This window comes from Helicobacter cynogastricus (assembly GCF_900197855.1).
GTDB lineage: Bacteria > Campylobacterota > Campylobacteria > Campylobacterales > Helicobacteraceae > Helicobacter > Helicobacter cynogastricus.
In genome coordinates this window covers 1-14332 of sequence record NZ_FZMQ01000008.1, presented here as the reverse complement: position 1 = coordinate 14332, position 14332 = coordinate 1, and the positions used below count along the sequence as shown (strand labels likewise).

The 14332-nt window shown below is 47.6% G+C and carries 9 protein-coding genes and 1 rRNA gene; 1 reads left to right on the top strand and 9 read right to left on the bottom strand.

The annotated features are described in order from the left end of the window. Positions 1–550: 550 nt before the first annotated feature. The 9 genes from C6H00_RS04755 to C6H00_RS04715 all read right to left on the bottom strand — a co-directional run bounded on the left by C6H00_RS04755 (position 551) and on the right by C6H00_RS04715 (position 12090). Complete coding sequence (locus C6H00_RS04755) at positions 551–2917, bottom strand: hydantoinase B/oxoprolinase family protein (protein WP_199769189.1); 2367 nt, start codon at positions 2915–2917, stop codon at positions 551–553. Positions 2918–2927: 10 nt separating this feature from the next. Further along, positions 2928–5069, bottom strand: coding sequence for a hydantoinase/oxoprolinase family protein (locus C6H00_RS04750; protein WP_104749881.1), 2142 nt, complete (start codon positions 5067–5069; stop codon positions 2928–2930). A gap of 9 nt (positions 5070–5078) precedes the next feature. Then, a complete protein-coding gene (locus tag C6H00_RS04745; protein ID WP_053941622.1) occupies positions 5079–5498 on the bottom strand; it encodes an acetone carboxylase subunit gamma in 420 nt (139 codons plus the stop codon). Positions 5499–5508: 10 nt separating this feature from the next. Next, positions 5509–7419, bottom strand: coding sequence for a hydantoinase/oxoprolinase family protein (locus tag C6H00_RS04740; protein WP_104749880.1), 1911 nt, complete (start codon positions 7417–7419; stop codon positions 5509–5511). Positions 7420–7476: 57 nt separating this feature from the next. Continuing rightward, a complete protein-coding gene (locus C6H00_RS04735; protein WP_104749879.1) occupies positions 7477–8094 on the bottom strand; it encodes a 3-oxoacid CoA-transferase subunit B in 618 nt (205 codons plus the stop codon). Beyond that, the gene (locus C6H00_RS04730) at positions 8095–8790 is read right to left on the bottom strand and encodes a CoA transferase subunit A (protein WP_104749878.1); all 696 of its coding nucleotides are present in this window, start codon (positions 8788–8790) and stop codon (positions 8095–8097) included. It lies immediately after the preceding gene. 9 nt (positions 8791–8799) lie between these two features. Next, the gene (locus C6H00_RS04725; protein ID WP_104749877.1) at positions 8800–9984 is read right to left on the bottom strand and encodes a thiolase family protein; all 1185 of its coding nucleotides are present in this window, start codon (positions 9982–9984) and stop codon (positions 8800–8802) included. A gap of 112 nt (positions 9985–10096) precedes the next feature. Next, a complete protein-coding gene (locus C6H00_RS04720; protein WP_104749876.1) occupies positions 10097–10768 on the bottom strand; it encodes a potassium channel family protein in 672 nt (223 codons plus the stop codon). Next, entirely contained in the window at positions 10765–12090 is a 1326-nt protein-coding gene (locus C6H00_RS04715) for a TrkH family potassium uptake protein (protein ID WP_104749875.1), read from the bottom strand. Before C6H00_RS04715 ends, C6H00_RS04720 begins: the two co-directional genes overlap by 4 nt. A gap of 415 nt (positions 12091–12505) precedes the next feature. On the opposite strand from C6H00_RS04715, the gene C6H00_RS04710 reads away from it, so the two are divergent. After that, positions 12506–14332: ribosomal RNA gene (locus C6H00_RS04710) — 23S ribosomal RNA — on the top strand; the annotation flags it as partial.

Here is a 14332-nt window from a genome sequence, read left to right as displayed (position 1 = left end):
AGTGTAAGAGAGCGTTTTTTCAAAAAGCATCAAGCCCAACGGTGCAAACTTTAATATTTTTTATAATGGCATTCCTGTTTTATAATCAATGTTATTAAAATAAAAGATATTGGCATAACCTACGCCACACTCATGTTTATACATGACACAATCACATTTATCTTGCTTTTTGGCGTGTAAGTTATTTCTCAAGACTTATTCATAATGGGAAAATCTTGTATGTAAATGTAATCTTATTGAAGTCATGTGTGAGTAAAATCTTAAGGTACTCTATTTTGTTCTAAACTATCTCTACCTACACTTGGGTTTATGAAGTGTTGGTATTCCCTTAAAAAACTTTCATGTAACAAGATGCCATTGTAGAACCAAAGATATCATGTAGAACGATTACAAGTTTTTCCACATCACGAGATTCAATGCGGGGTAATACACTAGGATTGCCACTCTCACAAAATAACAATCGACTTAAACACCCTTTCTCGTGCGTGCTTCGGATTTTAGATAACAAGATTGACCGTCTCCACCGAGTAGCTACGCGGTGGATATGATTTTATACCAACTTGGGGCTAACCCCGCCCTCGTATTTAATCTCCAACTCCTCCACCCTTTTTTCTAGCTGGGCGATTTTGAGCACATGGCGGTTGGGCACGACCACTAGGGGAATTTCATGCACCTTGCCCTTAATGCGTTTGGGTCCATGGTGATCCCATACAGTGGCGATCAACTCTTCAGGGTTTTCTTCACCCCAAGAGCCGTAATAATAAAGGTCTTTAGGCGGTTCGTCCTTGACATGTTTTTTCACAAACTCATCATAGGGCAGACCTCTTTTTAGGCGGGCTTTGCGCTCATCCGCGCGTAGCTTTTTAGTCGCCTCTTCATCTACAACAAAGGTTTCTTTATCCCACACGACTTTATAAATTTCAGAGGCGACATGCTCAGAGATGCGCCCAATTTGCAAATCCTCCATCACTAGCTCAGGGTCGCGCTCTAAAACATCCCCATAGCCGCCCCCACAGCCCTGGGCAATCATATACAACTCGCCCTCTTGGGAGCGGTCAAATTGCAAGCCCATGTGATAGGTGGTATAAACCCCGCCTTTAAAGGGGCGTTCATTCATCACGCGCTCCATCGAGAGGTCAAACTCTTCAGGGTTCTTTTTGATGATCTCAAAAATATTGATCCCTTTGACCATGGCTAGAGGGTAGGTTGCACACCCATAGCCCCCAAAGAGTCCGGGCACGCTAGAAAACTTCGCCCCAGAGGTTACGGTCATAAAGCCCCATTCCGGCGTGTTGCGCGCAGCTACGATCATCTCATAGCCCATGCCTCCGCGGTATTTGCCAAAGCCCTGATTATCGCGCACCACGCGCTTACTCACTAGTTGCAAAAAGGGCACTTCTTCTTCCATGACCTCTTGCTCGCCAATGTCTGCCATTGCGCAAAACAGAGGCGCGACCGCGTCCTCGCCATCTCTAAAGGCCTTAGCTCCCCCGCCCATGCCATTTAAATCGGCGCACAGGTTGCCCACCTGCTCGCCATGTTGGGTTTCCCCGCCCCAAAGAAAGTCATTAATTTGGTTAAACCAAGGGGCAAGCACATTGGCGTATTTGGTGTGCATGGAAAATTGCAATTTGGCATAGGCGATTTGCAAGGCACTAAAGGCGCGGAAAGAGGCTTGCAGGTTTTGCCCATTGGGCGCGTCATAAGAGCAATCCCCCCAAGTACCCTCATCTGAGATGATCTCAATGGGAGAGAGCGCACCGGTGGAGCGGGGCAGATCGGGCCACCAGTGGTTTAAAATCGCTTGGGCAAAAAACGCCTTAGTGGAGGCTAAAGGGGAGTTGATCGCGCGGTTGATGATCTCCTTGCCAGAGCCTCTTAAATCCACGGTCATGTGATCGCCTTTAACTGTGATTTTGCAGGCGAATTTGATCAAGATATTTTCTTTAAGCGTGGAGTCGACAAATTGTTGCACAGTTACCACGCCATCGGGCATGGCTTTAATGCGGCGGCGCACTTCATTTTCTACATCCTCCACAGTCATGCGAATTGCACCCACGAAAGCATCGATCCCGTATTCATCAATCATGCGATCCACAATGTCCATCACGCGGCGCACCGCCCCCATTTTGACCTTAATGTCAGCTAGCATCAGTTTTGGATCGCGCGTGGAGTGCTGTAAAAAGGTGAGCAAATCGCGGCGCAATTTGCCCCGCTCGACAATTTTCATGGGACTCCCACGCAGGCCATCATCAAAGGGGGTTTCAGAACCTGAGGGCATGCCTCCGGGCTCACATGCTCCATTTTCGCCCTCATGGATGGTTGCGCCCACCCACGCGATGATCTCCCCATTGCGAATCACGGGGGTTAGCATGGATTGATCGGTGTTATGCACACAGCCAAAACGCGCGTCATTGTGGAAAAAACCATCCCCCTCGTGGATGCCCACCGTGGGCTCATCTTTCCAATATTTCATGATGTAGCGAATCGGGTGGTGCAAGACGGCCGCAAAGGCGATCACCCCGCGATTAGACATGTAGCACACATCCCCACTAGCCGTATACACCGCCACGGACAAATCCGCCCACTTAGCCCCAGGTGCTGCGCCCATGCTCTCACACATTTCAAAAGCCTCATCTAGCGAGCCACTAAGGCGGCGGCGAATCCTATCATAAAGCAGAGGATCGCCCCCTTTTTTGAGCACTTCATCCTCTAAAGGGGTGCGCTTGGCAATGGAGTGGTGGCGCATAATCTCTGGATCAGGGCCTAAAAACAGCGTGGTTTCATTCATAAAATCATCTACCCAAGCCTGCTCCTCTGCGCTCAATTCTTTTTTAGACCCTCCATGCGCGTGGTGGCTGTGCGCGTGGGGGTGGTTGTGGGCGTGGACATGAGTCCCTTTAGTGTTATCTGGCATGGGATTCTCCTTATTTTGCATTGATATTATCTTTTAGCAACCAAACCGCGCCCTGTGGGGTGGGCTCTACGCGCCAATTCTTTTCCACAAGGTAGGTCGTGCTCTTGGTGGTGATGATAGCAGGGCCATGGATGACATATTCTGCGCTTAAAACGCTCTCATCATAAATAGGCGTTTCAATGGGTTCTTTTTCGCTCACATAGTGCACTTTGCGCGTGCTTTTAGCGCTAGGGACGCGTCTTTTATGATCGCTATAGAGTTCCTTAAAGTGCACCACATCGGTTTCAATATAGGTCGCCACGCGCACGGTTTGCACGCGTACACCCGCTTCAGGAGCTTCAACCCCCTTGCCATAGCGCTGGGCGTAGACTTCTGAGAAGGTGCGAATCGCACGCAACACATCCCCCACGCCATTAAAGCGGTTGATGTCTAGAACTACAGAGGTTGTAACCCGCTGGTTGCCATAGCGCATGTCCATCTCCAAGCGGTGTTGCACGCCCGAAATATCATAACCTTGACGGCGCAAGTCTTCCTTACCGCGTCTTTCTAACTCCTCAATGTATTCATTTAGGCGATCGTATTCATCAAAGAGTTTGCGCGCGATGGGTTCATAGAGCACAATATACCCGCTGCGTTCATGGATGTGCAGGGGTTTCATATTGCCCGCCCCAAGGGCTGAAAAGACTGAGGCAAAGGGGGGAAAAAGGATTTTATTAATACCTGCATGGTAGGCGATCCCACAGGCATGTAAAGGCCCATTGCCCCCATAGGCAACCATAGTAAATTCATCCACATTGCCCCCATTTTTGCGTAGCTCCATTTCAATACCAATCGCCATTTGCTCATCTACAGTGCGCTTAATGACCTTAGCGACTTCAATCACATCCAAATCAAGGGGATCGCAAAGCTTGTCTTCAATCACAAATTTAGAGCGTTTGGGGTTGAGCTTGATCACCCCATTGGCGTAGTTCTCAGGGTCTAAATAGCCTAGCAGAAGGTCTGCATCCGTTACTGTGGGATTAAGTCCGCCCCGATCATAACAAGCAGGCCCGGGATCTGAGCCCGCGCTCTCAGGACCGATTTTAACCGCCTTGTGGATGCGATCGTAAGTGGCAATCGAGCCACCCCCCGCCCCTAAGGTGTTGAGGTGAATCATAGGCAAAGTTACTAACCAGCGGCAGATCACGGGCTGGAAGTCATAGTGTTTAACTCCGCCCTTGGGCAAAATCCCTATATCAAAGGAAGTCCCGCCCATATCCATACACACCACATTACCAATATCAGTAGTTTCTGAGAGGTGCTGAGACGCGCTCACCCCACTTACTGGTCCGGAGTGGATGGTTTGCAGGCTATCAGTGGAGTTGCTCTGTGCCATCCCTCCGCTATTGTGAATCACTAGCATGGGTTTAGCATACCCGCTATCGCGCAGGTTGGAGCTGAGTTGACTGAGCGCATGGAACATGATTTCATATAAAAACGCGTCAATAATGGTTGTGTTGGCGCGTACATATTCGCCCTTGCGCCCGGAAACCTGAGAGCTTAAAATCACTGGGATCGCGCCTAATTCATGCGCGGGGTATTCCTCTAAAATGGTCTCTAACACTAGTTGCTCATGGCTGGGGTTTTCAGTGGCATTGGTGAGCGCGACCACGATCGCCTGCGCGCCATTATCCACCAGATCGCGCACCTGCTTTCTGACATCCTCTTTTTGCAAAGGCACTAAGATTTCCCCCACACTATCTACGCGCTCCTTGACTGAGCGCACCATACGCCTAGGCACTATTGGGTCGGGGCGTTGGGCATTGGGCATATTGCCCTGCTCGGTAACATCTAAGCCCTCCCCATATCCCTTACCACGGGATAGGTGAATGGTGTCCTCAAAGCCATGCGTAACAATCGCGCCCACTCTAGGGCCCTTGCCCTCAATGAGCGCATTTGTGCCCAGAGTGGTAGCATAGCGCACGCTGTCCACTTCTTTAAGCACTTGTTCGCGTGTGAGCCCTGCCATTTTACAGGCGTTATCCAGCGCAGCATTAAAGCCCAAAGAGAGGTTATGATGCGTGGTGAGGGCTTTAGATTCAATATACTTGCCATCCCATGCAAAAAAGCAGTCGGTGAAAGTCCCGCCAATGTCTACAGAAATGCGTTTCATGCAACCTCCTTACTTTTTATCAAACTTAGCGCGCAAATCCGCTTGGGCGTTCTCGCCCGGGCCATAGTGGATTGAAGTTTCCGGATCTTCCCCGATCTCTTTCCAGCGTCTTTTTAAGTCGTCAATGTCCCAAAGCATGTCAATGGTGGGGGGGTAGTTGGGGGGAACATATTCGGTTTCAATCTGAGTCCCGCAGGTGGGGCAATAGTATTCATAGATTCGGCAGAATTTGGGATCGGGCGAAAAGGTGTATTGGTAGCGTTTGGGGTCTAAAATAGGGGGGTGAATCTCCTCCGGATTGCGATCGTAAATGAGCGTGCCTTTTTTATAAGTGTCCCGGGCATCCCCAAAGTCATGCCCACACACACGGCATAGCCACCTCTCGCTATTGAGATCGATCATTAGGTATTCTGTCATTGGAACGCGCATGGTTAACTCCTTAAGCTTTGTCATCTAAAATCAAATCGCCATTATCTGTAACAAGCAAACTCCACCCCTCAGGCACGCGGGCGGTGAAAAAAGGCCCTTCTACAATGGCTGGCCCTTCCGTATGCGCGCCTGTTTTTTGCTCCAGCAACACCACTACCGGGTTATGGTGGGGGCCTTTTTCCTCAAGCACTTCACGGCTACTATGCACGCGGGCGGTAGAAGTGTGCTTGGGCAGGCTAGCGCGCAAACTCGGATGGGAGAGCTCATAGCGCACATGGTAGGCTAAAATGCGTTTTTGATCCTTGTCAATTTGGGCGGTGTCATCTAGGTGGGTTACATGATCTTCAGAACCATCGGCATTTTCTATAATCACCTTCCATTCATGTTTGCACTCGCTCCAATTATAGCCCTCTTGATACATATGCCTTTTAGCCTGTTCGTGCATTTGCTCTTGAATGGCTTGAATTTCTGGCTTGCTCAAATCTGTAATGTCGCGCTCAAAGGTTTGCGCCACATCAGAGAAGCTAATCCCATAGGCAGAGAACACCGCAGCCAATTTAGGCACAATCACGCGTTTAATGCCCGCCTTGCGCGCAGCCAAACACGCGCTCATAGGTCCCCCGCCCCCAAAGGCAGCTAGCACCGTGTCTTTTTGCACATGTCCTTTTAAGCAAGCGGCCAAGCATTCTGCGTACGCATCTTGCATCGCAAAAAGGGCTTTTTCTAGGCTCACACCTAAGGGTTTGGCGATCTTTTCAGTAATGGCTGCAATGGCGCGCTGTTTGTCTAGCTTTTGTTGCCCATTTAAATAGGTCTCTGGATCGATGATTCCTAAAGCCACATTCACATCAGTCATAGTCGCCTCAGAACCCCCAAAGCCAAAGCAAGCAGGACCAGGAGCTGCTCCCACACTATCAGGGCCTACAGTGATTGCGCCCTTATTATCCACGCGCAAGATCGAACCCCCGCCCACGCCATAGGATTTCACATCGCTAAGTTCAAAGGAAATTTGAATCCCCTCCACACTCCCACGCCTTGCAGTCTTGATCTTGTGGGCTTCCACCTGCCCCACATCTGAAGTTGTGCCCCCCACATCCACCATCAAGACATGGTTAAAGCCATAGGCTTTAGCTAGGGCTTTTGTGCCCTCAATGCCCCCTCTGGGTCCTGAAGAGTAGGTTTTTAAAGCCACAGATTTAGCCACCCGCGAAGATGCCCCGTCATTGCGGTAAATTAGTAAGGGGTTTTTGACTTTGTGGGCTTTGAGGCGGTGCTCTGCGGAGTATAAAAAGCGCTCCATTGTAGGGTGTAAGAAGCTATTGAGCAGGGCCGACCAAATGCGTCTAACACGGCTGGTGTCATGGGTGAATTCCCAAGAGAAGAGCACGGGGACAGAGCCTAATAGGTGGCGGGGGAATTGGAGCAAGAAGGCATGTTTGAACGCCTTTTCCATCTCTTTATCTTTGATCGCCACAATGAGGCGTTCAGCCCCCTTATTTGTAAGGGTATTCACCGCACCCACTAATTCCTCTTCCATTTTGCGGGGGTCTTGGACATGCTCTAAAAGGCTCAAGCGCGCGCCAACCAAACTACCAAATAAATCTTGTTGGTGGAGGGTTTTCGTAAGCTTGGTTTGTAAATGGGGGTCATCTGTGATGAGTCCTAATTTGGGGCCTTTTCTTTCTACCAGCGCGTTAGTCCCCTGCGTGGAAGAGTAGCGGATAAGCTCGGTCGTGTGTAAAAGCTTGGTAAAGCCATCCTTGCCATAAATTTCCTCGCTGGCTTTGGTGATTCCTTTAAAAAAGCATTCGGATAAATCTATAGGGGTGGTGAGGGTTTTAGTGTAGGTAACCTCAGAGCCACTCACCACACAAATATCTGTGAGCGTCCCGCCATTGTCCAAATTGACTAAGTACTTCATGTTAACTCCTTTTCTTAAGGTTTTTAAAAATGCGCGTCAGTTTGAAAAACACCTCCTTTAAGGCAGGGGCGCGTGATCCACACCCGGAGCCAACTCTAGAGGGATGAATTTCCCCCCCTTGATCTCAAAAACGCCTAAATTAGTGATGACCTTTGAGACACATTGAGGGCCTGTGAGGGGCAAGCTACACTCTTTGACCAGCTTTAAATTGCCCTTTTTATCCGTGTGTTGCATGATCACAATGACTTTTTTAGCGCTCGCCACTAAGTCCATCGCCCCGCCCATGCCCTTAACCAATTTTCCGGGCACCATCCAGCTGGCTAAATCCCCCTGTGCGGAAACTTCCATAGCCCCTAAAATGGTCAGATCGATATGTTGCCCCCTGATCATCGCAAAGCTTTCTGCTGAGCTAAAATAACTCGCGCCCAAACTTTGGGTAATGGTCTGCTTGCCCGCATTGATCAAATCCGCGTCCACTTCCTCTTTAGTGGGAAAAGGCCCCATGCCCAACATCCCATTTTCACTTTGTAACATCACGCTGATATGTTTGGGGATGTAATCGGCTACTAGAGTAGGGATACCAATCCCTAAGTTGATCGAATACCCATCTTTAATATCCTCTACCGCTTTTTGCGCCATTTGCTGGCGATTCCAACCCATGTTCATGTAATCCATTTATTCTCCCTTTTTGAGTGTGAGTTGTTCGATCCGCTTTTCAAAACTCCCCTTGAAAATGCGATCCACAAACACCCCGGGGACATGGATAAAATTGGGATCAAGTGCGCCCAATTCTACGATCTCCTCCACCTCAACTACAGTTACTTTGGCAGCTTTGGCCATCATCGGGTTAAAATTCATCGCGGTTTTATTAAAAACAAGATTACCGTAGGTATCCGCCTTGTGGGCTTTAATAAAAGCAAAGTCTGCTTTTAGTGCGCTCTCTAAAATATAAGTGCGCCCTTCAAACTCTTTATGCTCCTTACCCTCCGCGATAATTGTGCCTACACCCGTGGGGGTGTAAAAGCCCGGAATGCCCGCCCCCCCTGCTCTAATGCGCTCAGCTAGCGTGCCCTGCGGGTTAAATTCCACCTCTACCTCTCCGTTTAGAAATTGTTGTTCAAAGGTGGCGTTTTCGCCCACATAACTAGCGATCATCTTTTTAATTTGTTTGTTTTTAACAAGCCAGCCTAGCCCAAAATCATCCACCCCGGGATTATTAGAAATGCAAGTGATATTTTTTACCCCGCTTTTGCTTAAAGCCATGATCGCATTTTCTGGAATGCCACACAGCCCAAAACCCCCAAACATGATAGTCATGCCATCTTGCACGCCCGCAATGGCTTCCTCAATACTGCCTACAATCTTGTCCATGCGCTCTCCTTAAAGTCTCTCTACTAGCATCGCCACTGCTTCGCCCCCGCCCACACACAAACACACCACGCCCAAATGTTTGTTATGGCGGTGCAAGGCGTGTACTAAAGTCGTGAGCAAGCGCGCCCCGCTAGCCCCAATGGGATGCCCTAAGGCGATCGCGCCTCCATGCACATTGATCTTTTCATCGGGCAATCCTAGCTCTTTTTGGGTGAGCGTGCCCACCACCGCAAAGGCTTCGCTAATCTCATAAAGATCAATATCGCTAGTCTTTTTGTGGTTGCGCTCTAAGAGGGCTTTAATAGCTGGAGCGGGGGCTGTGGGGAAGAGATGGGGATCATGGCTAAAAGAATTGTAATCTAGGATTTTAGCTAGGGGTTTAGCAGAAGTGTCTTTAGCTAGCTCTTTGCTAGCCAGAACTAACATGCTCGCCCCATCGCTAATTTTGCTGGCATTAAAGGCGGTGATTGTGCCTTCTTTATCAAAGGCGGGTTTGAGCTTTAAGCCCTTTTCAAAGTCCACGCGCCCGGGCTCCTCATCCACACTAACCACCACTTCCCCCTTTTTGTTAGCTACACTAATGGGCACGATCTCAGAGTCAAAAGCCTTCATTTCAAGTGCTTTTAACGCCTTTTCATAGCTATGTTTGGCAAAATGATCCTGCTCTTCTCTGCTTAAGCGATGGGCTTTAGCGCACGCTTCGGCAAAATCTCCCATTAAGGCCTTTTGATAGGCATCTTGCAACCCATCTTTAAACAAGCTGTCTTCTAATTTGGCATCTCCCATTTTAAAGCCACCACGCGCGCCCATGAGCACATGGGGGGCTAGACTCATGTTTTCTATCCCGCCTGCCAGCACCGCGCGCGCACGCCCTAAAGCGATTTCACTCGCCCCCAACATCACCGCCCGCAAGCCCGAACCGCATGCCTCATTGACCAAGAAACACCCAACAGACTTGGGTAAACCCGCATGCAAGCCTACTTGCCTAGCCGGGGCTTGTTTGAGTCCAGCGCTGATCACATTACCCACAATGCACAAATCCACCAAAGAGGAATTAAATCCACTTGCATGCAACGCCTGCTTGCTCACCTCAGCCCCCAAAGCGATCGCACTCACACTGGATAAACTCCCATTAAACGAACCAATAGGACTGCGCTTTGCGCTATAGATATAGACTTCGTGGAACTCTTTCATGACAATCCTTTTAAAACTCTTGCGTGCTACTCTAACAGCAGACTAGATTGTGTTTGATTAATGAAAGAATGTAGAAGTAGAAAAAATGACTACAACGATACGCCCTGTAACACTATTTGTTGAATTTGGAGGTTTCCTTGCTACTCATAAAAATCTTTGCCTCCTTAGCATGCCCAAAGAGCAAGAGAATATCTCCATCTTGTAACACCAATGCTGAATCTGCATTGTATTCCCACTTACTGGATCGCTTTAGTGCGACAATTTTGAGATCAGCCCTGAATAGACTTAAAAAATGTTGCGCCGTCATGCCATGATGAGCATGACTGACATTTAAGCGTATCATTTTCATGCTGTTGGTGATGTCAATCACCTCCAAGTTTGGATTGAAAGAAAGTCCTTTAACCAACCTTTTAGCTGCATCGCGTTCGGGATAAATCACGCGATCTGTGCCAATTTTAGAAAGAATTTTGCCATGGATGAGAGTAGAAGCCTTGGCTATAACTTCACTTACTCCAATCTCTTTAAGTGCCATCACACTTAAAATCGAAGCCTCGACATTTTGCCCTATACTTACAATCGCTGTATCCACCGATCCAATTCCGGTATCTCTTAGAGCATTGATATCGGTTGTATCAATGATAAAGAGATTATCGCAGATTCCCTTGAAAGGTTTTGTGCTCTCTTCATTAATATCTACTGCAATCACTTGCTCACCATTTTCTAGGAGACCATGGGCCACATGTCCTCCAAATTTTCCCAAGCCCAAAACGGCATAAGTTTTCATAAAACAACTCCTTCTTCTGGATAACGCACACTGCTTTTTTTGCCTTTGCGTACCAAAGCCATACTAAAAACCAAAACACCCACACGCCCCATAAACATCAAGGCAATAATGTAGAGTTTGCCAAAATTGCTAAAGGTAGCAACAAAAGAAAGATTGCCCCCATCTCCTGTACTTGCTCCCACCGTGCCAAAGGCAGAACAAATTTCAAATAACAAGGGTAAAAAATGTTTGTTCTGCGTGTCATCTGTCGCGCTCAAAATCATGGTTGAAAATACAATGTAAAAAATGGTAATGATAACAATCAAGAAGGACTTTTTGACAATGGAGGCAGGGATTGTTCTTTGAAAAAGCACGACTTCTTGATCCTTAAGGGCGCAATAAGCATAAAACAAGAGTATCGTAACCGTAGTAATCTTAATCCCCCCAGCTGTACTCCCCGGGGCCGCTCCAATTACCATTAGCAAAGAGGAGAAAAACAGACTTTGGTCATGCAAGCCTGCCATATCGATGGTATTAAAGCCAGCTGTGCGCAAATTTACGGAAATAAAAAAAATACTCAAAATTTTATGGGGCCAGTCCAAATGCCCCACACTCTTAGGGTTATCCCATTCGAAAATGAGCAATACGGCAACCCCTATAACAAGACAAATCGCTGTGGCAACAAGCACAATGCGTGTATGTACACTCAAACGAGGACTACAACGACAATTGTAGCATTCACGCAACGCTAAAAAACCAAGACCGCCTAAGATGATGAGCGCGCAAATCGTTAAATTAACTATAACATCATCCCGATAATCTGATAAATTGCTTTCAAAAATGCTAAAACCGGCATTGTTGAAAGCTGAAATAGCATGGAATATTCCAGCCCACAGGGCTTTGTGCCATGTCGTATGCGAGAGAAAATGCAAGGTGAGAATAAGGGCCCCAATACCTTCAATAGCTATAGTAAAAAATAAGATTTGTTTGAGGTAACGGATAATACCCTGCATGTTAGGATAGTCTAAAGATTCCTTGAGCAACATGCGGTTTTTAAAATCAACCTTTTTACCAATAAAGAGGAATAAGAGGCCAGCCAAACCCATGTAGCCAAAACCCCCAGCCTGAATTAGGGTTAAAATCACCGCTTGTCCATAGATACTAAAATCGCTGGCTGGGTTGGCCGTGATCAAACCTGTAAGACAGACCGCTGACGCAGTTGTAAAAAATAAATCCAAGAAAGGGATAGCTTTAGTGCGCATAGGCTCCAAACTTAATAAAAGCGCACCTAGCAATGCCAAGAGGACATAGCTAATGACAATAGTGCTAAAAGTCTTATTCATAGGGAGTATCTAAGACCAAGAAACTGCCCCAATATCTTTGGGAATTGTAAAATCAAACCATTAGAATTCATTTATGCTTCCTTTGTTAAATTATACCTAATCTAAATTGATACATTTTCACAATTTCCAAAAACAACCACCCCCCTAAGCCCCCCTTAAGCTTTCCACCGATATAATGCGCTTTTGCCTAAGCAAATGTGAATGGCTTGAAGGCTTTTTCTTGAAGCGTGTTTTTGAGGTTTTGCCTAAGAGGTGCGTTTTTGGAGTGTGTCGCTGGAAAGTCTTTGCTTAGTGTTTTTTGACTTGTTATTGTCAATAGCCTATGTAAAGGTAAAAACTACAAAGCCAAAGAATTATACTCAATAAGGCGGTAGAAATCTTATCAAGGCAGTTTAGCGGATATGCTAACTGAAACAAACAAGATGTTAAGAGTAGATGGTGGATGCCTTGGGTAGTAGAGGCGATGAAGGACGCACTAGACTGCGATAAGCTGCGTGGAGCTGTCAAGAAGCATTGATGCGCAGATGTCCGAATGGGGCAACCCAATCCATAGCAATATGGATTACTCTATTTTTAGAGAGCGAACCTAGCGAAGTGAAACATCTCAGTAGCTAGAGGAAAAGAAATCAACGAGATTCCCTGAGTAGTGGCGAGCGAAAGGGGAACAGGGCAAACCGGGTGCTTGCACTCGGGGTTGAGGACGACAACATTCAAGGGGTTTATCTAGCAGAGTTGCTTGGAAAAGCAAGCCATAGAAGGTGATAGCCCTGTATGCGAAAGAAAAACCCTAGATAGTCGTATCCAGAGTAGGCCAGGACACGGGAAATCCGGGCTGAAGCCGGGGAGACCACTCTCCAACCCTAAATACTACTACTACACCGATAGCGCACAAGTACCGTGAGGGAAAGGTGAAAAGAACCGTGGGTAACGGAGTGAAATAGAACCTGAAACCATCTACTTACAATCATTCAGAGCCCTATGATTTATCAGGGTGATGGACTGCCTTTTGCATAATGATCCTGCGAGTTGTGGTGTCTGGCAAGGTTAAGTGAAAACGAGCCGTAGCGAAAGCGAGTCTGAATAGGGCGCTTTAGTCAGACGCTGCAGACCCGAAGCCAAGTGATCTATCCATGGCCAAGTTGAAACGAGTGTAACAGCTTGTGGAGGACTGAACCCGTGCCCATTGAAACGGGCTGGGATGAGCTGTGGATAGGGGTGAAAGGCCAAACAAACTTGGTGATAGCTGGTTCTCTTCGAAATATATTTAGGTATAGCCTCAAGTCATAACAAGAGGGGGTAGAGCTCTGATTGGGCTAGGGCTGCTCGCCGCAGTACCAAACCCTGTCAAACTGCGAATACCTTTTGTTGTATCTTGGGAGTCAGGCGGTGGGTGATAAAATCAATCGTCAAGAGGGAAACAACCCAGACTACCAACTAAGGTCCCCAAGTTCTATTCTGAGTGGAAAAAGATGTGTGGTTACTCAAACAACCAGGAGGTTGGCTTAGAAGCAGCCATCCTTTAAAGAAAGCGTAACAGCTCACTGGTCTAGTGATCATGCGCTGAAAATATAACGGGGCTAAGATAGACACCGAAGTTGTAGATTGCTCTTAGGAGCAGTGGTAGAAGAGCGTTCTGTGCAGCGTTGAAGGCATACCGGTAAGGAGTGTTGGAGCGCACAGAAGTGAGCATGCAGGAATGAGTAGCGATAAGATGCGTGAGAATCGTATCCGCCGTAAATCTAAGGTTTCCTACGCGATGTTCGTCATCGTAGGGTTAGTCGGGTCCTAAGCCAAGTCCGAAAGGGGTAGGCGATGGGAAATAGGTTAATATTCCTATACCAATTGCAATGTGCGATGGGAGGACGCATAAAGTTAGGTGAGCTAGCTGATGGAAGTGCTAGTCGAAGGGTGTAGATTGGGAGAGAGGCAAATCCGCTCCTGTATTTGAAACCTGACAGGCTCTTTAAGGTCTTCGGACTAAGAAGAGAATCACTGATACTATCGTGCCAAGAAAAGTCTCTAAGTTTAGTTGCAATTGTCCGTACCGCAAACCGACACAGGTAGATGAGATGAGTATTCTAAGGCGCGTGGAAGAACTCTCTTTAAGGAACTCTGCAAACTAGCACCGTAAGTTCGCGATAAGGTGTGCCTACGCAAGTAGGTCTCAGCAAAGAGTCCCTCCCGACTGTTTACCAAAAACACAGCACTTTGCCAACTCGTAAGAGGAAGTATAAGGTGTGAC

What these genes read in the sequence shown, in the direction of transcription:
- C6H00_RS04725 (WP_104749877.1), bottom strand. Translation starts at nt 9,984, where the DNA reads ATGAAAGAGTTCCACGAAGTCTATATCTATAGCGCAAAGCGCAGTCCT.
- C6H00_RS04715 (WP_104749875.1), bottom strand. Translation starts at nt 12,090, where the DNA reads ATGAATAAGACTTTTAGCACTATTGTCATTAGCTATGTCCTCTTGGCA.
- C6H00_RS04720 (WP_104749876.1), bottom strand. Translation starts at nt 10,768, where the DNA reads ATGAAAACTTATGCCGTTTTGGGCTTGGGAAAATTTGGAGGACATGTG.
- C6H00_RS04755 (WP_199769189.1), bottom strand. Translation starts at nt 2,917, where the DNA reads ATGCCAGATAACACTAAAGGGACTCATGTCCACGCCCACAACCACCCC.
- C6H00_RS04750 (WP_104749881.1), bottom strand. Translation starts at nt 5,069, where the DNA reads ATGAAACGCATTTCTGTAGACATTGGCGGGACTTTCACCGACTGCTTT.
- C6H00_RS04735 (WP_104749879.1), bottom strand. Translation starts at nt 8,094, where the DNA reads ATGGATTACATGAACATGGGTTGGAATCGCCAGCAAATGGCGCAAAAA.
- C6H00_RS04730 (WP_104749878.1), bottom strand. Translation starts at nt 8,790, where the DNA reads ATGGACAAGATTGTAGGCAGTATTGAGGAAGCCATTGCGGGCGTGCAA.
- C6H00_RS04745 (WP_053941622.1), bottom strand. Translation starts at nt 5,498, where the DNA reads ATGCGCGTTCCAATGACAGAATACCTAATGATCGATCTCAATAGCGAG.
- C6H00_RS04740 (WP_104749880.1), bottom strand. Translation starts at nt 7,419, where the DNA reads ATGAAGTACTTAGTCAATTTGGACAATGGCGGGACGCTCACAGATATT.